The organism is Stenotrophomonas maltophilia, from assembly GCF_006974125.1.
Taxonomy (GTDB): domain Bacteria; phylum Pseudomonadota; class Gammaproteobacteria; order Xanthomonadales; family Xanthomonadaceae; genus Stenotrophomonas; species Stenotrophomonas maltophilia_O.
Genome location: NZ_CP037858.1, coordinates 2732993 through 2753170, shown reverse-complemented (window position 1 = coordinate 2753170; position 20178 = coordinate 2732993). Strand labels below are relative to the sequence as shown.

Here is a 20178-nt window from a genome sequence, read left to right as displayed (position 1 = left end):
GTTGCTCCGGCTCTGGCTCTGGCCTCTGCAGGTGCCGGGCGCAGCCCGGCCGTAACCCCCTTACTTCTTTGCGCGCGGCTGGTTCAGCGGTTCCATCGCGCGGAAGCGCTGGCTGTACTCGTCGGTCAGCGTGCGTGCTTCCTGGCCGTTGCGCACGATGCTCGGGGTCAGCAGCACGATCACTTCCGAACGACGACTGGTGCGCGTCTTCTGCCCGAACAGGGCGCCCACCACCGGAATCCGGCTCAGGCCGGGAATGCCGCTGCTGCCATCGGTGGCCGAATCGGTGATCAGGCCGGCCAGCATGATGGTATCGCCGCTCTGCACCGCCGCTTCGGTCGACAGCTTCTTGGTGGAGATGCGCGGGTTGCAGTTGCGCTCGGTCGGGTTGCAGTTCTCCGGAACGTCCGAGGCACTGCTCACTTCCTGCACGATATCCAGGAACACCGTGCCATCGCGGGTCACGCGCGGGCGCACCTTCAGGATCACGCCAGTGTCGATGTACTGCACCGAGCTGTAGCTGCTGGTGCCAATGCCGGTGTTCACCGTGGTGGTGTTGATCGGCACCTTGTCACCCACGTTGAGCGTGGCCTCGGCGTTGTTGCGCACGAATACCGAAGGCGTCTGCAGCAGGCGTACGTCGGTGACCTTGTCCAGCGCACTCACCACCGCCGCGCCGTTGTGCCCGGTGAACGCCCAGCCAAGGCCTTCGCCACCGGTTACGGCACCGGCGAAGCTGCTCCAGGAACCGCCAGCGGCGGCAGGCAGCGTCACGCCGCCCAGGGCGCCGGTCAGCTTCTGCCCGAGCACAGCATTGTCGAAGAACCAGTTGACGCCGTACTTCAGGTCTCCGGTCAGCGCGACTTCGGCCACCTGCGCTTCAATGTGCACCTGCAACGGCATCACATCCAGCTTCTCGATCACTTCCCGGATCGAGCGCCAGGCCTGCGGGGTCGAGCGCACCAGCAGGGTGTTGGTTTCCTCCACCGCCGACACGCCCACGCGATCGCCCTCCACTTCCAGGCTGACGCTGACGTTGCCGGACTGACGCTGCGGCAGGTTCATGCTTCCGCTGTTGCCGCTGCCGGAGCTGCTGCCCGGGGTCGAACCGAAGCTGCTGCTGTTGTTGCTGTCCATGCCGCGCTCGCCGTCGCTGCCCAGCTGCGATGGAATCGCGCCCGGTGCCAGCGATGCGGGGCTGGAACCGCCACGATTGCCGCTGCTGGCGAAGGCTTCACTGAGGCGCTCGGCCAGGTCGCGCGCCTTGATGTAGCGCAGCTCGTAGGAGAACAGGCGTGCACTGCCACCAGCGGTATCGATGCGGTCCAGCCACTGCTGGATCTGATCCAGGTAACGCACCTGCGGGGTGATCACCAGCACCGCGTTGGCGTTTTCCAGCGGCAGGAAACGGAACATGCCGGCGCTGGGGGTCTTGCTCTCCTCGCCGAACACCTTCTCCAGATCGGCAGCGACCTGCTCGGCCTTGCCCGACTGGATCGGGAACACGCCCACCGACATGCCCGACAGCCAGTCGACATCGAAGATCTCGACGGTGCGCATGTAGTTTTCCAGCTCGGCGCGGGTGCCCCCGAGGGTGATCACATTGCGGCCGCTGTCGACGTTGACGATGGCGTTGGGCCGCGCATACGGCTCCAGCACCTTCTTCATCTCCGTGGCGGAGATGAACTGCAGCGGGATCACCCGCACTTCGAAACCACGTGCGCTGGCCGCCGGTGCGGTACTCGGCGCGACGGTGCCGGCCAGGGCCTGGTCGGCGGCGACGATGTTGTAGCGGCCACCGCTGTAGACCATGCGGGCGTTGTTCCAGCCCAGCACCATTTCCAGCAGGTTCAACGCCTGTGCCGGCGACACCGGCTTGGGCGTGGCCAGGGTGACCGTGCCCTGCACGCCCGGTGCGATCACGTAGTTCTGGCCCAGCATGTCACCAAGGATGGCCTTGACCACCGCATGCACGGACTCGCCTTCGAAGTTGAAGGTCGCCTCGCCGGTGCTGGCGCCATGCAGCGCCGGTGCCGGCGCGCGTGCGGCTTCGCGGTTGATCATGGTGCCGGTACCGCGGCGGATCACGGCCTGCGGAGCCCCCTGGGCGTCACGGGCGGCATCGGCAGCGACCTCGGCTGCCTGGCCGGCCTCGGCAGTGGGCGACAGGTTGCCCTTGCGTTGCACATGCGGCGCGGACACGGTGCTGCAGCCGACCAGCAGCGCGAGGGCAAAGGACCAGGGAAGAAAACGCAGGCTCATGCATTCACTCTATCGGTTGGTGCCATCGCCCGGGGGCGGCGACGGTTGTTGCTGCTGTTGTTGCTGCAGCTGGCGGCGACGGGCCTGGATGCGTTCGCGGATGGCCTGCATCTGCGCTTCGCTGGGGCCGTTGTTGTTGGCAGGAGGTGCCGCGGCGGCGGCTGATGGCACGCTGCTGGCGGGCTGCGGCTGCGCGGTTGCGGTTGCAGCAGCCGGAGGTGGGGGTGGCATCGGCGCTGCGCCCGCCGGCGGCGGCACAACGACCGCGCCCGCCGGTGGCGCGCCATTGGCACCCCGCAGTACGGTGGGTGGCTCGCCACCCTGGCCGTTGAACACGGCCAGTTCCAGCACCTGGCTGCCACTTGGGCCGATCACCGTGGCCTGGCGCGGCGCCAGCCCCACCAGTTGCCAGCCGTCCACCGCTTCGCCATTGAGGCGCAGGCGCAGCGAACGATTCTGTTCGGTGGTGAAGGTAGCCATGCCGAAGTCGCCGGTCAGCAGTACGCCGGTCAAGCGCAGCGCGGCGCTGGCGGCAGGCTCGCTGCCACCGAGCAGGTAGGGCTTCGGCCTGCGGTCCTCGGCGAACAGCGGTCGCTCGCCGATCGCGCTGTAGCTGTCGGCGCTGGGCATGCGTTCTGCGGCCAACGGCGGCAGCACCGGCAGCGAAGGCGCCGCATCGGCATCGCCGTCGGCACCGGGTAGCTGGCTGCCCAGGCCAAAACCGGTGGCCAACCAGACCGCCGCGGCCCAACCGGCCAGGGCCAGCAGGAAACCGGTACGCAGGCTGATCTGCTCAAGTTTCATCGGCCACCTCCTGTCCCTCGACCGGCGCAGCCGGTGCGGGGGCTGGCGCAGCTGAAGGCGACTGCGGCGCGGACACCGGTTCGGCGGCAGGTGTCGGAGCACTGCCATCGGCAGCAGCGCCCGGCAGCAGGTAGCCGGCCAGCTCGAACGACACATCCAGACCAAGCCCGGATTCATTCGGCGATTGCTGGAAGCGCTGCGCGATCAGGTTGAGGTTGTCGACGAACAAGCGCGGGCTGCCGGTTTCCAGGCTGTGCAGCACCGTGGCCAACTCGGCCACGCCACAGCGCAGGCGCACCTGCATGGCCACGCGCACGAACTCGGCGTCCCGGCGGTTGTCGGTGAGCGGCGTGCGGTTGCTGATGGTGCAGCTGCGGTTGCCCGGGCTGGCCATCGCCACTGCATCCTGCAGCTTCGCGCCCAGTGCGGCGGCGGCGGCCTCGGCTGTGGCCTCACGCAGGAAGCCCGGCCGTTGCTGCAGGGCTTCGCGGGTGGCTCGCAGGCGCTGCTCGATCTGCGGCTTCTGCTGCAACTGTGCCTGCACGCGCGATTCGCGCTCACGCAGCGTCGCAACATCGGCATCGATCTCGCGCAGCGGCTGGGTGAACCACGGGTGCACCAACAGCAGATAGGCCAGGCCCAGCACTGCCAGCAGCAGTGCCAGCGCCAGCCAGCGGTCACGGCGTGCGCTTGGCATCGGCATCGGCCGCCTCCCGGTTCGGGGCTGCCGCCGGCAACGGCTGCAGTTCAGCGGTCATGGTGAAGCGATCGCGGCCGCTGGCGGCACCATCGGCCTGCAGCACGCCGGTCAGATTCACTTTGCGCCACTGTGGCGCATCCTGCAGCAGCTGCACCAGCTGCGATGCCTCGCGGCTGAGCCCGATCAGCTGCAGGTTGTTGTTCTCGATGGCCAGTTTTTCCAGGTACGTTCCCTCCGGCAGGCGCCGGGTCAGTTCGTTCCAGATCTCCACCGTACCCGCGCGCTGGCCGCGCTGCTTTTCCAGGAACGCAGCACCGTCGATGAGCGCCTGCAGCTGGGCACGTTCGCTGGCCACGCCACGCGCACTGCGCGCGCTGCGCTCCACCTGGGCACGCAGTTCATCCGCTGCCGCGCGGCGGTTGTCGAGCAGCTGCAGGCCAGCCAGAACCAGCATCACCACCGAGGCCACCGCCAGCAGGAGGTTCCAGCGCCGCATCGGGTCGGCCTGCAGCTGACGCTGCACGGGCGGCAGCAGGTTCACCTGCAGGATGTTGCCCTGCGCATCAATGGCATCGACACCGGACAGTGCATCGGCCCATTGGCCCACAGCGCTGCGCCAGGCCTCAAGCTGCCGCAACGGCCAGGCCACCAGTTCGACCTGCAGCTGGCCCTCGCCCGCCGCGCCACGTTCGCGCACGTCATAGCTGACCTGGCTGGATTCGAACGGCGTCTGCCGGTCGATCTCGAAACCGACCACCGCACGCAGGCGGTCAGCCGCCGCCGCTGGCAGGCGCAGCTGCCGGCGCAGCACATCGCCGGCAGGCAGCAGCCACACCCGCGGCAAGCTGCGCAGGCGGGCTTCCAGCACGCGATCCAGTTCGGCCGGGGACAGCGGCCACGGCAGCCGTACCACCGGTTCGCGGCGCTCCCCCGCCTCACGCCAGACCTGAAGGTGGTCGCCTTCGCGCTGCAGCAGCAGGCGGGCCTGCGCCCAGCCCAGCGCCCACTGCCAACGGGCCGGCACCCACGCCAGCAGCGATTGTCGCCACCAGCGCAGGAAACGGCCGGCGCCAGGGCCGATCCGGCCCTGCACCTGCCGCACACTGTCCTGCCAAGCCGTCATCTTGCTGTCATTCCCTGCTCCCAGCGAAGCACTGTGTAGGACCGCCCGGGAACCCCGCCCGAGCCATTGCGTACCACTGCCTGCACTACCGACCGGCGTCCACTGCCGTCCGTTGCACGAGACTCGATACTATAGGTGCCACTGCTGCTGGCAAGCGTTGTCGTACCGCCAGCGGCATCTGCATCACGCTCCTGCTGGGCGCGCTGCGCCAGCACGGTGTCCGCATCCAGGCCCAGTGCGGTCAGCACCGGTGCGCTGGCGAACTGCGGATCCGGTCGCGCCTGGCGGCTGTACAGGGTCAGGTGCGGCAGCATGGCCTGGTACAGCGGCCCGCGCATGCCGAGTACCCGCTGCAGCTCGCCCAACGTCTCGAAACGCTTGTTGCGGGGGCCATAGGGCAGGCCTGCTGCGGCATAGTCGGGCGCTTCGGCACCACCGCCGGGCTGCAGCAGGCTGTCATCGTCACGCCAGTCGACGATCGCGCCGGCCAGCTGGCGGGCCTGGGTTTCGTCTTCACCCAGTGCCTTGAGGAAGGCGCTCAGCAGGGCCACGTCGGCCAGGTTCAGGTTGATCTTGCCGTTCTCGTCCAGCACCTTGATCTCGATGCTGGCGTCATCGAACTGCCAGCGGTAGACACGGCCGTCGGCGCGCCAGGGCACCCGCTGCGGATCGGCGGACAGGCGCGTCAACGCGTACTCCAGTCCCGCTCGTGCACGCTCCTGGCCACGCGCATCATCACCCAGCACCCGCTGCTGCAGATGCTCGACCCGCGCGCTCAACGCGAACGCCCCCACCAGCGCCGTCATCAGGGCGATCAGCCACAGCACCAGTACCAGCGCTGCCCCTCGCACCCGGCTCATCGCGCACCTCCACTGCCGCCGGCGCGCGGAGCGACCACCAGTGCAGGCCAGGGGGCACCCTTGGCAGGCACGATCTGGATCTCCACCAGCATCGGCAGGCGACGGGTATCGTCCCAGCGCGGCATCCAGTCGCTCATCTGGCCGGTACTGGCATCGATGCCGCGATAGCGCAGCTGTACCGACTTCAGGTTCTCCACCAGCACTTCCGGCGGGCGCGGCGGGTTCTCGGCGATGCGCTCGCCTTCCTGCAGCAGCACCAGGTCCAGCAGCAGGCGCTGCTGGCCATCGCGTCCGTCCACCTGCAGCGCGTGCAGGTAGGCTCCGCCACGGCCGAGGTAGCCCGGCAGATCGGCGGCGAACAGCATGCGCTGCTCTTCGCCCTGGAAGAAGATCGGTTCGCGGGTGGGATCGGGCACTTCCAGCGGCGTGCGCAGCGCACCGGCCAGTTGTCGCCGCAGCAGGGCTTCGACCGCACGCATGCGTTCGCTCCCGGCGGCAATCTGCTCGCCGCGTTGGCTGACCGCCATCGCCGAGCGCACGCTGGCGAACGCCAGCGCCAGGCCACCGGCCAACAACACCGTGGCCAGCATCACTTCCACCAGGGTAAAGCCTGCGGCGCGTCGCTTCATCGCGCACGCTCCAGGTCCGGCGGCAGCAGGCGCAGGCTACGCCAGCGCAGCTGTTCGCGTTCGCTGTCACCCCAGCGCACCTGCAGCTGCAGCTCGGCCAGCCAGGGAGCCCCCCGGCGATTGCGCCTGCACCTGTGCCGCGTTGCCGGCACGCGGCTCGACCCATGGCTGCACCTGCAGCTCCCAATGGTATCGGCCCTGTTCCCAGTCGCCCTGCTGGCTGCCGACCTGCAATGGCGAGGCGACACCGGCTTCGGCCAGCAACGACTGCGCATGCAGCACCGCACGCGTGCGCAGCTCGGCTTCGCGGACCTGTTTCGCGCCACCTGACAGGCTGCCCAGCAGCAGTGTCAGCGCCAGGCCCAGCAAGGCGAAGGCGATGATCACTTCCAGCAGGGTGAAGCCGCGGGCGCGCCGCTTCATTGCGCCCGCCAGGGGCCGGAGCGGACCTCACCGGTCAGCCAGCCCACGTCGATGCGCCATTCGGCATCATCACGCTGCAGCCGGATGCGGCCGCCGCTGGAGCCGCCGTCGGGATGGAACTCGATCACGCCCTGCCCTGGCGCGGTGGCCAGCTGCGCGGCGCCTTCGAACTGCACCTGCAGCTGTGCCGGCACATCACCGTGGCGCCGGTTGGCGCCTTCCCAGCGCCGCTTTGCCGGCTCAATGACAAAGCGCTGCGGTTCACCGCGGGCGATGGCCTGCGCGCGCACCATGCGCAGCTGGTTGGCGATGTCCTTGCCGGCGCTGCGCAGCTGCATGCCGGCAAAGCCGCGCGACAGACCCGCGGCGGTGATCAGGCCGATCGCCGCGATCAGCGCGATCACCAGCAGCATTTCCAGCAGCGACAGGCCCGCCGCGCGCCTGCCGTGCAGGCGCGGGCGAGGCAGCCGGCGCGGCAGGAAATGCGTCATGCCCGGTTACGGCTGGTAGCGGATGTCGGCATCGACGCTGCTGCCACCGGCCTTGCCGTCCTTGCCCAGGCTGATCAGTTCATACGGCTGGCCTTCGCCCGGCGCGCGGTACTCCAGTGCGTGGCCCCACGGGTCATTCAGGTCGGCCGGCTTGGCGTACGGGCCCAGCCAGCCGCCGACACCGGCCGGTGCGGTCACCAGATCGTTGAGCGAGCCCGGCAGCTTGCCGGTATCGATCTGGTAGTTGTCGACCTTGGATGCAACGGTCTGCACCTGGGCCTTGGCGATGTTCGCCTTGCCACGATCGGCACCACCCAGCACGCGGCTGGCGACCAGGGTCAGCACCGCACCGATCAGCACGATGACGATGATGATCTCCAGCAGGCTCATGCCCGACTGGTTGCGCGCGGCGGTGAAGGAAAGGCGGATCGGTCGACGGGAAGCAATCATGGTCGGTCCTTTCAGTTGCGGAGTGTCGGGGTTGCGTAGGGAGCCATCATCAGCCGATGGCATTGGTCAGGTCGTACAGCGGCACCAGCACGGCCACGATCACCGCACCGACCACCGAGGCCAGCACCAGGGTGATCGCCGGCACCATCGCCGCCAACAGACGGTCGATGCGGCGCGCGCTGTCCTGTTCAAACGTGTCGGCAGCTTTCAGCAGCATGGTATCGAGCGCGCCGGACTCCTCGCCGACCTGGATCATCTGCAGCGCCAGCCGTGGGAATCGCTTGCCACGTGACAGCGCCAGCGACAGGCCGGCACCATTCTTCACTTCATCGGCGGCCGCTTCCACGTCGGCGGCCAGCGCGCGGTTGCCCAGCACGTTGCGTGCGATGCCCAGCGCCCCAAGCAGCGGTACGCCATTGCGCAGCAGGGTGCCCAGCGTGCGCGCCAGCCGTGCGGTTTCCAGCTCACCCAGCAGGCGGCCGATGCCGCGACGCTGCAGCAGCCATCCATCCAGCGCCAGCCGGAACGCCGGCTGCCGTACCTTGCGTTCGAAGAACAGTGCCAGCACTGCGGGCACCACCAGCAGCAGCACCCACCAGTCCCGCACGAACAGGCCCAGCTGCAGCACCGCGTTGGTGAACCAGGGCAGCGCCACGTCCAGGCTTTCGTACATCTGCGCGAACTGTGGCACCACGTAACCGAGCAGGAACAGCAGTGCACCGCCCACCACCACCAGCAGGATGGCCGGATAGACCAGTGCGTTGATCACCTTGCCCTGCAGCGCGCGGCTGCGTTCGAGGTAGTCGGCCAGCCGCTGCAGGGTCTCGTGCAGGCTGCCACCCGCCTCGCCGGCACGCACCATGTTCACGTACAGGCGCGAGAACAGGCCGTGCTGGCGTTCCAGCGCGGTCGACAGCGGTGCACCGCCGCGCACCACGTCGCGGATGTCGGTGATCGCACGCCGCGAGCGTTCGTCTTCCGGCAGACCGAGCAGGATCGACAGTGCACGGTCCAGCGGCTGGCCGGCGCCAAGCAGGGTCGCCAGCTGCTGGGTGAACTGCAACAGCGCCGCGCCCTGCAACGGGCGCTGGCGCAGCAGCGTGCGCCAGCTGCTGCCGCCAACCGCGCCGCCATCAGCCAGCTGGGTCTCCATCGGCAGGTGGCCCTGATCCTGCAGGCGCGCGACCAGTTCGGCCTCGCTGGCTGCTTCCATCTGCCCGTCGAAGATCTCGCCGTGCGGATTGAGCGCCTTGTAGCGGTAGTTCGGCATGTCAGCCCCGGCGTCCTGCGCGCATCAGCTTTCCTCGGTCACGCGCAGCACTTCCTCGATGGTGGTCTGCCCACTGAGCGCTTTGGCCAGGCCATCCTCGTACATGGTGCGCATGCCGGCTTCACGGGCGATGCGTTCGATCTCGCCCATGCCATCGCGGCGCATCACCGCGCGGCGCAGCGCGTCGTTCATCACCAGGAATTCCATGATGGTGGTGCGGCCCAGGTAACCGGTCGGCGCCACTGCCGAAGGCTTCGGGCGGTATAGATGGATCGGCCCTTCCGGTTGCAGACGGCGCAGCTCGAAGCGCTCGATCTCCTCCGGCGAGGCTTCATAGCGCTCGGCGTGGGTCGGCTCCAGCCGGCGCACCAGGCGCTGGGCCAGGATGCCGTTGATGGTGGACGTGAGCAGATAGTCCTCCACGCCCATGTCGAGCAGGCGGGTGATGCCGCCGGCCGCATTGTTGGTGTGCAGGGTGGACAGCACCAGGTGGCCGGTCAGCGCCGACTGGATCGCGATGCGCGCGGTTTCCAGGTCGCGCATTTCGCCGATCATGATGATGTCCGGGTCCTGGCGGACGATGCTGCGCAGTGCGTTGGCGAAGTCCAGCCCGATCTGCGGCTTGGCCTGGATCTGGTTGATGCCTTCGATCTGGTACTCGACCGGATCTTCCACCGTGATGATCTTGACGTCGGCGGTGTTGAGCTGGCTCAGCGCGGTGTACAGCGTGGTGGTCTTGCCCGAACCGGTCGGGCCAGTGACCAGCAGGATGCCATGCGGTTGTTCCAGCACTTTGCGGAACTGCGGCAGGAACGCATCGGTAAAGCCGAGCCGATGGAAATCGAACACCACCGTTTCGCGGTCGAGCAGGCGCATCACCACGCTCTCGCCGTGCGCGGTCGGCACCGTGCTCACGCGCAGGTCCAGCTCCTTGCCCTGCACGCGCAGCATGATGCGGCCATCCTGCGGCAGGCGGCGCTCGGCGATGTTGAGGCGGGCCATGATCTTGATGCGGCTGATCACCGCTGCGGTGAGGTTGGCCGGCGGGCTTTCGCCCTCCACCAGCACGCCATCCACGCGGTAACGCACCTTCAACCGGCTCTCGAACGGCTCGACATGGATGTCCGAAGCGCGCAGTTCCACCGCACGCTGGATCACCAGGTTGACCAGGCGGATCACCGGCGCTTCCGAGGCCAGGTCGCGCAGGTGCTCGATATCGTCGACCGCGCCGCCCTCGCCGTCTGCGGTTTCAACGATCGCGCCCATCGCGCTGCGGCCCTGGCCGAACCAGCGCTCGACCAGGTCATCGATCTCCGCACGCATGCCCAGCACCGGCGTCACCGGTACGCCCAGCGCCAGCTGCACCGCCTGCTGCGGATAGGGATCGTGGGCGTCAGCCAGCCACAGCCGTACACCCTGTTCATCCAGCGCCAGCGGGCATACATGGAACTGCTTGAGGAAACGCAGGGACAGCGGCAGGCCCTCGGCCAGGCCCTGGGGCGGTGAATCCGGCAGCTGCTTGCCATCCAGCAGCGGCAGACCCAGCACCTCGGCGCTGGCCTGCGCCTGGTCACGTTCGGACACCAGCCCCAGCCGCACCAGCAGGCCAAGCAGGCTGCCGCCCGCCTCCGCGTGCAGCGGCCGTGCCCGTGCAAGATCGCTCTCCTTGAGGCGGCCACGCGCCAGCAACGCATCCAGGATGCGACCTTCGGCGTCGTCGGCGGCGGTTGCAGCAAGCGCGTTCACGTGACTCTCCTGTCAATCGGCTCGACTTTAGCAGTTACGCCGTGATTTCCGTCGCCCTGCCGCCCGCTTTCGTAAAAAGACGAAGCCCGTCACATCAGGTGACGGGCTTCGGCCATTCAACTACCGCACTGCGCGCTTACTGCGTGGCGAGAATGCTCACACCGCTGTAAGCCGCCTCACCCACCACCTTGATGTAGTAGGTGCCGGCGGTTGCTGCAGTCACGCGCACCGTTTCCGAGGTGCCCGGGCGGGTCGAGCGCGCATCGTTGTCGGTGGCACTCGGCTCGCGGCCCTTGGCCAGGTAGACCGAGACGTTGCCGGTGCCACCGTAGGTGATGACGCTGAGCTGCTTGCCTGCCGCAGCCTCGAAGCTGTAAAGCACGCTGCTGCCGGCGGCACCACTCAACCCGCCGATGGCCACCTTGTTGGTCAGCGGCTTGGCCACCGGCCCGCAGTTCTCGGTGCACGGCTCTTCCAGGGCCTTGTCCAGCGCGGCCTTGGCGTCGACGATACCGGTACCGATCGGGGTGGCGGACGGAATGCTGACCGGGAACGGACGTGCCGTTTCCTTCAGCAGGGTACGCATGCCTGCCGGTGCGAGCGGGTCACGGTTGGCGGCGATCAGTGCGCTCTGCACCAGCGCGGCGACGGCCGCCACATGCGGTGCCGCCATCGAGGTGCCGGCCTTGCCGCCAAGGGTGTACCCCTCGGTGGAACCGGCTGCCGGCGGCGACGTCTTGCTGCTGGACACCGCCTGCCAGACATAGCCGTTCGGATTGCCGTCGGTGACGCCACCGCCCGGGCCGGACAGATCGATGCGGGTACCGAAGTTGGAGTAGTAGGCCATGGCGCCGGTGATGCCGGTCGCGCCGACCGAGACCACGCCATCGCAGTTGGCCGGGCGGGCGTTGGCGACATTCATCGAGTCGTTGCCGGCTGCCACCACCACCAGGGTACCGCGGTTGGTGGCACCGGTGATGGCCGCCTGGTAGGCCGGATCACAGCTGCCGGAGCCGCCCAGGCTCATATTGATAATCTCGGCCGGATTCTGGTTGGCAGGGATGCCGGCCACGGTACCGCCCGAGGCCCAGGTGATGGCGTCGGTGATGTCCGACAGGGTGCCACCGCAGTAGCCGAGCACGCGCACCGGCAGCACCTTGGCCTTGTAGGCCAGGCCGGCGGTATGCAGGCCGTTGTTGGTGGCCTCGGCGATGGTGCCGGTCACATGGGTACCGTGCCAGCTGCTGTCACGTACCGGCGAACCGTCGTAGCAGGCATTGGCGGTGGGCATCCAGTCACCGTAGTCGAGTGCACCCGGCACGCGGCCATCGGCGGCACGACGCGAGCGGCTGGCCTGGCTGATGAAGTCGTAGCCCTCCAGCAGGGTGCCGGCGGCGAAATCCGGGTGCTCGGGCAGGATGCCGGTATCGAGCACCGCCACCACGATGCCCTCGCCCTGCGAGACGTCCCATGCGGCCGGTGCGTTGACGCCGCCGACCGGGTTGTGGAAGTGCCAGTTATGGCTCTGGTAGTACGGATCGTTGGGCACGAAGCTGGGCGACGCATCGGACTTCGCGACAGCGGCCGCGCGCGGCGACGACGCGGCATCGATCGGATACATGACGGCGTCGGCCACCGCATATTCGACGGTCGGGTCAGCCTTCAGTTCGCCCAGCACCTTGTCCAGATCAGCGCGCGCGATGCCGCCCTGCAGGCGGATCAGGTCGGCGCCGATGCCGAGCTTGCGGGCCACCTGCGGGCGCAACGCGGCACTGCGCGCAGCCGCGTTGGTGCCTGCCGGCACGGCGCGCGCGATGGCCGAGTTGACCACCGCCAGCTTGGCGTTTGCATCGGCAGCTGCGGCGCTGCCAGCGCGGTACTTCACGATGATGCCATCAACCTGCTGCGTCTTCGGGCCGGACAACGGCGCATTTGCTTTCAGGTCGGCGGCCTGTGCCAGGCCAACACCGGTCAGCGACAGCACGGCGGCTGCCAACACATTGATGCGAAGGTTCTGCTTCTTGATCACGTCGAATTCCTCTTCTGGGTCATGGATCGAACCAACACTGCGGCCATCATTCCTTGACGACTCCCGGCCGGCCCAGCCGGGATTGCCGTGACCTCCCCCCAGGCCCTCGTTGCAGGTGCTGCGCCGGCGTGGGTGGCCGCCGGCGCGATGGAGTGGCTTACCAGCCGAAGCCGGCACCGACGCCGACCGAGCTGTCGTCGCTGCTGAAGGCACCGCCGACCGTCACCGTGGCGCGGTCGCTGATCGCACGCTGGTAACCCAGCGACAGTGCCGATTCACCGCCCTGGAAACCGATGCCGACGCCGACCCGGTTCTGGGTACGGATGCCGGCAGCACTGGTGGCCATGTTGAGCATCGCCGCGCTCATCGCGCCCTGTCGGTCGATGCGGCGATCCATGTGCCGCAGGCGCCCGTCGACCTCGCCCTTGAACACATCGAAGCTGTCGGCGACGGCCTGGACGCGGCTGTCGGTGTAGCTGTTGGCGGTGGCCATGCCGCGATCGAGCTGGCCCTTGTTGACCGCATCGGTGGCAGTGGTACCGGCTGCCACGTTGGTGACCTGGCGCTCGTTGCCTTCGCTGCCCACCGACACCGTATTGGCACGATCGGCAACCGAGCCCTGGCCCAGTGCCACAGCGTTGGCAGCGGTGGCACTTGCGCCCTGGCCGACGGCGGTGGACGCGGCACCGCTGGCCACTGCGCCGTCACCCATGGCGACCGCGTTGAGCCCCGATGCCGGGGTGCCCACCGGGATGCCCGCACCCGCCGCCGCCGCGGTCGGCGTGCCCTGCACGCGCGCGGTGCTGGCTGGTGCTGCATCGGCCGCCGTCGGTGCTTCGGCAACGCTGGCCAGTGCGCTTTCATCCAGCGAGGCACTCATCGAGCGCAGGCTGGCCGTTCCCGAACGCGTACCACCGGCGGTGCGGCGGTCGATCTCGCTGACCTTGCGGTCCAACGCACCCAGCGCATCACCGACGTTGCTGTAGGTGGCACCCTGGATCACGTAGTTCGGCGCCACGAACACGCCCTGCATGCCGACGCTGGCGCCGCCCCCCAGGAAACTGGCCGCATCGCTGAGCGACTGGAACAGCTGGCCGCCATTGATCGCCTGGCGGCTGCCGGCGGCGATGCTGCCGGCACCGACGTTGTCGATGGTGGTGCCCTGGAAGCCGGACAGGGTCAGGCGGTCACGGCTGGCGTCGTCGTAGCCGACCGCACTGGCCGCCGTGGTCTCCACCGTGGCGATGCGCGAATCGAAATCACCGACGCGGGTTTCCACTGCGCCCACGCGCTGGTTGGTGACATTGAGCTGGGAACCGGTGACCGCGTCACTGCTGCCGGCCGCGATGCGGCCATCAGCCACGTTGACGATGCGGCGCGTGGCCGGGCCATCGCTGCCGTTGCCACCGCCGACCGACACCACGTTGGCATCGAGTGCGCGCGAACCTGCACCCAGTGCCACCGAGTTGGCACCGGACGCACCGGCGCTGCTGCCCAGTGCCAGCGCACCGTTGCCGATGGCTGCCGCATTGGCACCCAGTGCGTTGCTGCGTGCACCACTGGCGCTGGCTCCCGAACCCAGCGCTGCCGCGTCACTGCCGCTGGCACTGGCGGTGCCGGTACCGCTGGCCTTGACGTAGCGCGCCGTGCCATCGGCGGTTGCAGCCACCGCGTCAAGCTGGCCGCGGTTGACCGCATCGGTGCGTTCGGTACCGGCGGCGACACGGGTGATCTGGCGATCGCTGGTGGTGCTGCCCACCGAGACGGTGTTGGCACGATCAGCCACCGAGCCCGAACCCAATGCCACGCTGCCCGCAGCACTGGCGGTGGCACTGACACCCACTGCCGTGGCGTTGGCGGCGGTGGCCTTGCTGCCGTAGCCCACCGCAGTGCCGAGGCGACCGCTGGCATCGGCGTAGCTGCCGATGGCCGAAGCGCCGTCAGCCGAAGCACTGGCGCGGAAACCACTGGCCTGCGCCTGCGTGCCGGTGGCCGTGGCCTGCGCACCGTTGGCGGTGCTGTAGGGGCCCTTCGCCTGGGCCCCGGCACCGGTGGCGCTGGCGCCGGTTTCGCTGGCGCTGGCACCGCTGCCCAGCGCCACGCTGTCGACACCACTGGCCTGCGCAGCATTGCCCAGTGCGGCAGCGTTGCTGCCGGTGGCCAGCGCATCGAAGCCGACCGCCGTGGCATTGGCGGCCATGGCGTTGGCGCCGCTGCCCAGCGCGGTCGCACCGTTGCCGATCGCATTGGCCGCATTGCCCGCCGCCAGCGCATTTTCACCATCGACCAGTGCACCGGCCTCGCCATCGGCATTGCCGCTGGCCTGGAACTGGCGGCTGGTCTTGTCGGCGACACTGGCAACGGCGTCGAGCTGGCCCTTGTTCACCGCATCGGTGGCTTCGGTACCGGCGGCAACGTTCGTGACCTGGCGTTCGCTGCCGGCCTTGCCAACGGCCACCGTGTTGTCGCGGTCAGCCTTGGAACCGGCACCGAGCGCAACGCTGTTGCTGCCATTGGCGGTGGCGTTGGCACCCAGCGCCGTGGCGTTGGTACCTGCCGACCAGGCATTCCAGCCGATGGCCGTCGCGTAGTCCTCGGTGGCCCACGCACCGGCACCGAATGCTGCCGCACCGGTGCCACTGGCGCGCGACGGGATCAGGCCGAAGAAGGTGCTGCCGCCGATCGCTACGCTTTCCGCGCCGCTGGCTTCACTCGACTGACCCACCGCAACCGCGCCGGTGCCCGCCGCTGCTGCCCCGAAGCCCACCGCCGTGGTGTTGGCGCCGCTGGCAGCCGAGCCGTAGCCCAGTGCGGTGCCGAGGCGACCGGTCGCTTCGGCATAGCCACCCACCGCGGTGGTGCCATCAGCGGAGGCCGCGCTGCGGAAGCCGCTGGCAACGGACTGTGCGCCACTGGCGTTGGATTCAGTACCGTTGGCGGTGCTGTAGACACCGCTTGCCTGTGCGCGCGCGCCCACCGCGCTTGTCCCCACTTCGCTGGCGCTGGCGCCGCTGCCCAGGGCCAGGCTGTCCTCGCCGGTGGCCTGTGCCGTGCTGCCCAGTGCCGCCGCGTTGTTACCGGTCGCCAGCGCATCGATGCCGACTGCGGTGGCGTTCGCGGCCAGCGCATTGGCACCACTGCCCAGCGCGGTGGCACCGTTGCCGATCGCGTTGGCCGCATCACCGGCGGCCAGCGCATTGTCGCCCTCCACCAGCGCTCCGGTTTCACCATCGGCATTGCCGCTGGCCTGGAACTGCCTGCTGGTCTTTTCCGCGGCGGCGGCTACGGCATCGAGCTGGTTCTTGTTGACCGCATCGTTGCCCTGCGTGCCATCGGCCACGTTGGTGATCTGGCGGGTGTTGCCGCCGCCGCCCACCGACACGGTATTGTCGCGGTCCGCAATCGAATCCGCACCGAGCGCCACGCTGTTGGCCGCGCGCGATTCCGCCGCGTTGCCCAGCGCGGTGCTGTTGATACCTCCCGACCAGGCGCCACCACCCACCGCCGTGGAGTAGTTGCCCGAGGCCTCGGTGGCCAGGGTGCCGAACAGCGAACCACCGACGGCGACGCTGTTGGTGCCGGTGGCCAGGCTGCCCTGGCCGGTGGCGGTACTGTAAGCACCGGACGCTTGCGAATCACCGCCCAGCGCCACGCTGTTGGAACCCGAGGCGTTGGCGAAGTTGCCAAAGGCGGTGGCATTGAAGGCCGAGGCCTGTGCATAGCCGCCGATGGCGGTGCTGTAGCCACCGGTGGCTTCGGCACCGATACCGAACGCTGCCGCGGCCGTGCCGCTGGCCACGCTCTCGCTGCCGACCGCGGTGGCGCCGCTGCCACTGGCGTTGCTGAAGTAGCCCACGGCTACGGCTTCTTCGCCGGACGCTTCGGACAGGGCACCGCTGGCGGTGCTGCCCGCGCCGCTGGCGATGCTGGCCGCGCCGAATGCCGCACTCTGCTCACCGCTGGCTTCGCTTTCCGCACCCTGCGCGGTGGCGTATTCGGCGGTGGCCTGTGCGTTGGCGCCTACGGCACTGGCATTGGCGGCGGTCGCCAGCGCGTTGAAGCCGATCGCCTGCGCGTTTCCGGCCAGCGCATTGGCACCGCTGCCGAGCGCGGTGGCGCCATCGCCGATGGCGTTGGCCGCGTCACCGGCGGCCAGCGCGTTGTCGCCCTCCACCAGCGCACCCGCCACATCGTCGCCGTTGCCGCTGGCCTGGAAGAAGCGGCTGGTGGTTGTGGCGGTGCTTGCCACCGCATCCAGCTGTGCCTTGTTCACCGCATCGTTGGCCTGGGTACCGGCGGCGACGTTGGTGACCTGGCGCTCGTTGCCGCTGCTGCCCACCGACACCGTGCGTGCGCGGTTGGCGACCGAGCCCGCGCCGAGTGCGACGGCATTGCTGGCACTGGCATTGCTGCCCGCACCCAGCGCGATCGCACTTTCGCCGCCGGCCACCGTGTTGGTGCCGATGGCGATGCTGTTGATGCTGTTGCCCAGCGCCTGGAAGCCGAGCGCCACGCTGTTGTCGCCATAGCCGAAGGCGCCGCGGCCAACTGCGGTGGCGCTGGTTCCGTTGGCCCAGCTGTTGTAGCCGATCGACGTGGCGCCAGCCCCGCTGGCCCACGCCGCGTTGCCGAACGCCGAGGCGTTGGTGGCGGTGGCCCACGCACCGGAACCAAAGGCGCTGGCGCCGCTGGCGGTGGCCCAGCTGTAGCCGCCTACTGCGGTGCTGTCATCGCTGCTGGCGAACGCACTGTCACCCACCGCCACCGCATACGCGCCGGTCGCGCGTGACTTGCCGCCGGCGGCGAAGCTGTTGTCACCGCTGGCCTTGGCCGCATTGCCGAAGGCGCTGCTGGCAGCGCCGGTGGCCTGCGCAGCGCTGCCGACCGCCGTGGCATCGGCCACGGCCGTGGTGCCCACCTGCTGCGCCTTGCCATCGGCACCGATGATGGGCTGGTTGAACTCGTCGTAGGCCTGGCCCAGGCCACCAATGGCGACACCGCCATTGCCGGTGGCCGTGCTGTTGCGGCCCACCGCCACGCTGTCATCGCCGATTGCCGAGGCGGCCGCGCCATGCGCGACCGCACCGGCACCGATCGCATTGCTCGACGAACCAGCGGCGATGGCACCCTCGCCCTCGGCCAGCGCACCGGCATCGCTGCCGGCTTCCGGCTGGGCCTGGAAGAAGCGCGCGGTGCTGTCGGCGGTGCTGGCCACCGCATCCAGCTGCGCCTTGTTCACCGCATCGGTGGCCTGGGTGCCCGCGGCCACGCTGACGATCTGCCGCTCGTTGCCATTGGTACCCACGGCAACCGTGTTGGCGCGGTTGGACCCGGAGTAGGCACCCAGTGCAACACTGTTCTCGGCGCCAGCGGTAGCGTAGTAGCCGATGGCGGTGCTGTCCTTGCCGACAGCCCAGGTCTGCGCACCCAGCGCGCTGGCGTTCTCGCCCGGTGCATAGGCGAAGTAGCCCACCGCGGTGGCTTCGATGCCGGAGGCTTCGCTGAGGGTGCCGTTGGCCACCGCGCGGTCGCCGCTGGCGATGGCGCCGGCACCCACCGCAATCGCGGCTTCGCCGCTGGCCTGGGTCTGAACGAAGAAGCCCATGCCCGGAACCAGATCGGCCGGGCCACCGATGGCGACGCTGCTGGTGCCCGTGGCATTGCTCTGCGTACCCAGTGCCGTGGAGTAATCGCCGATGGCATTGGAGACCGCGCCGAACGCCGACGCCTGCGCGCCGGACGCATAGGCCCCCACGCCATAGGACGATGCGGCAAAGCCGCTGGCATCGGCACTTGCGCCGACCGCCGTGCCACCCACGCCGGCGCTGGTGGCGCCGGTGACCACCGGCACGCCACCACTGGTGATCAGCGGGTTGCCGTTGGCGTCCACCGCAGCGCCACCGACGGCCACGCTACCCGGGCCATTGGCCTGCGCGTTGTTGCCGAACGCTGCGCTGTTCTGGCCCGAGGCCAGCGCGTTGTTGCCCACCGCGGTCGCGTTCTGCGCAACGGCGGTGGCACCGGCACCGACCGCCGTGGTGCCGGTGCCGATGGCGTTGGCGGCCTCGCCGGCAGCCAATGCGTCATCACCCTCTGCCAGAGCACCGGCATCGCCGTTGCTGCTGCCGGTGGCCTGGAAGCGCTTGGCGGTGGCATCGGCCACCGCTGCAACGCCCTTCAACTGGCCAACATTGACCGCATCGGTATCCTCGGTGCCGGCGGCAACGCTGGTGATCTGGCGGGTCAGGCCGTATTCGGCGGCACCGACGGACACGGTATCGACACGGTCGGCCAGCGACCCGGCGCCCAGCGCCACGCTGCCGGTGGCTACCGCGGCCGAATTGGAGCCCAGCGCGGTGCTGTATTCACCGACGGCCGTGCTGAACGCACCGACTGCAATCGAGGCTTCGTTGGCCGCGGTGGCGCCGCGGCCCAATGCGGTACTGCCGGGGCCCATCGCCACAGCACCGCCACCGACGGCGGTCGCACCATCAGCGGTGGCTTCGGACAGTGCACCCAGTGCCGTTGCTGCACCGTTTTCGCTGGCGGCATATGCGCTGGCACCGACGGCGGTATCGCCAAGGCCGAAGGCTGCTGCGCTCTGCCCGACCACTACGCTGGCATCACCGATCGCCAACGCGCCCTGGCCGAACGCGCTGGCGCCGATGCCTGCGGCAATGGCCTGGGTACCGATGGCGGTGGTGGCGTTGGCCAGCGACTGCGCACCGGCACCGGCAGCCAGTGCGCCCTCGCCCTGGATCTTCGCCGCGTCGCTGTCATCGCCTGCGCCGTCGGCCTTGAAATAGCGGTTGCCGTCTGCGGCAACGTTGGCCAGCGCGGCCTGCGTGGCGCGCGCCTGCGCATCCAGCTGCGCCTTGTTCACTGCGTCGGTCGCCTGCGTGCCTGCGGCGACATTGGTGACCTGCCGTTCCTTGCCGGCATCACCGACGGAGACGGTGTTGGCGCGCGTGGCCTTGGATCCCGCGCCCAGCGCCACGCTGTTGGCCGCACTGGCACTGCTGTTGCTGCCGATCGCCACCGCGTTGCTGCCCTTGGCCGTGGCCGAACCTTCGATCAGGCACTTTTCGAGCAGCTTGCCGCTGAATGCCACGCAGGTGGCGCTACCGCCGATCTGCACCGACTGTGCGGTGGCAGAGCCACTCATGCCCAATCCCAATACCAGGCCCAGTGCCACCGCCAGCAGTGCGGGCGTGGCCTGTGTCGCATCGCGGCGCTGGTCGACGACCCCACCGCTGCTGCTGTCGGAGAAAGCCAGTTCCGAGGCCACCACCAACTGACCCAATGCTTTGTTCCAGACCTTGCGATAAATCCGATTCATCGGTACGGCTCCTGATTGGACTGGTTTTGGGCAAAGCAACGCCACCGCTGGG

The 20178-nt window shown here is 69.0% G+C and carries 12 protein-coding genes and 1 pseudogene; all 13 read right to left on the bottom strand.

Annotated features, from left to right (window positions below):
- Nucleotides 1-60 precede the first annotated feature (60 nt).
- On the bottom strand, nucleotides 61-2262 hold the full coding sequence (gene gspD / locus EZ304_RS12430; protein ID WP_099553779.1) for a type II secretion system secretin GspD: 2202 nt from the start codon (nucleotides 2260-2262) through the stop codon (nucleotides 61-63).
- A gap of 9 nt (nucleotides 2263-2271) precedes the next feature.
- A complete protein-coding gene (locus EZ304_RS12425; protein WP_142807226.1) occupies nucleotides 2272-3066 on the bottom strand; it encodes a general secretion pathway protein GspN in 795 nt (264 codons plus the stop codon).
- On the bottom strand, nucleotides 3056-3769 hold the full coding sequence (gene gspM, locus EZ304_RS12420) for a type II secretion system protein GspM (RefSeq protein WP_142807225.1): 714 nt from the start codon (nucleotides 3767-3769) through the stop codon (nucleotides 3056-3058). The genes EZ304_RS12425 and gspM overlap by 11 nt, the downstream gene beginning before the upstream one ends.
- Nucleotides 3744-4889, bottom strand: coding sequence for a PilN domain-containing protein (locus tag EZ304_RS12415; protein ID WP_142807224.1), 1146 nt, complete (start codon nucleotides 4887-4889; stop codon nucleotides 3744-3746). The genes gspM and EZ304_RS12415 overlap by 26 nt, the downstream gene beginning before the upstream one ends.
- On the bottom strand, nucleotides 4886-5749 hold the full coding sequence (locus EZ304_RS12410; protein WP_142807223.1) for a general secretion pathway protein GspK: 864 nt from the start codon (nucleotides 5747-5749) through the stop codon (nucleotides 4886-4888). Before EZ304_RS12410 ends, EZ304_RS12415 begins: the two co-directional genes overlap by 4 nt.
- Nucleotides 5746-6378, bottom strand: coding sequence for a type II secretion system protein J (locus EZ304_RS12405; protein ID WP_142807222.1), 633 nt, complete (start codon nucleotides 6376-6378; stop codon nucleotides 5746-5748). The genes EZ304_RS12410 and EZ304_RS12405 overlap by 4 nt, the downstream gene beginning before the upstream one ends.
- Nucleotides 6375-6801: pseudogene (gene xpsI / locus EZ304_RS12400) on the bottom strand (type II secretion system protein XpsI). Before xpsI ends, EZ304_RS12405 begins: the two are co-directional and overlap by 4 nt.
- Complete coding sequence (gene xpsH / locus EZ304_RS12395) at nucleotides 6798-7292, bottom strand: type II secretion system protein XpsH (protein WP_142807221.1); 495 nt, start codon at nucleotides 7290-7292, stop codon at nucleotides 6798-6800. The pseudogene xpsI and the gene xpsH overlap by 4 nt, the downstream one beginning before the upstream one ends.
- A 6-nt stretch (nucleotides 7293-7298) precedes the next feature.
- Nucleotides 7299-7742 (bottom strand): type II secretion system major pseudopilin GspG, encoded by a 444-nt coding sequence (gene gspG / locus EZ304_RS12390; RefSeq protein WP_004142831.1) that lies wholly within the window; start codon nucleotides 7740-7742, stop codon nucleotides 7299-7301.
- Between the two features lie 49 nt (nucleotides 7743-7791).
- The gene (xpsF, locus tag EZ304_RS12385; protein WP_099553795.1) at nucleotides 7792-9012 is read right to left on the bottom strand and encodes a type II secretion system protein XpsF; all 1221 of its coding nucleotides are present in this window, start codon (nucleotides 9010-9012) and stop codon (nucleotides 7792-7794) included.
- Between the two features lie 24 nt (nucleotides 9013-9036).
- Nucleotides 9037-10758: a type II secretion system ATPase GspE gene (gene gspE / locus EZ304_RS12380; protein ID WP_142807220.1), complete on the bottom strand. Its 1722-nt coding sequence runs from the start codon at nucleotides 10756-10758 to the stop codon at nucleotides 9037-9039.
- Nucleotides 10759-10894: 136 nt separating this feature from the next.
- The gene (locus EZ304_RS12375; protein ID WP_099553797.1) at nucleotides 10895-12787 is read right to left on the bottom strand and encodes a S8 family serine peptidase; all 1893 of its coding nucleotides are present in this window, start codon (nucleotides 12785-12787) and stop codon (nucleotides 10895-10897) included.
- 157 nt (nucleotides 12788-12944) lie between these two features.
- On the bottom strand, nucleotides 12945-20126 hold the full coding sequence (locus tag EZ304_RS12370; protein ID WP_142807219.1) for an ESPR-type extended signal peptide-containing protein: 7182 nt from the start codon (nucleotides 20124-20126) through the stop codon (nucleotides 12945-12947).
- Nucleotides 20127-20178: the final 52 nt, after the last annotated feature.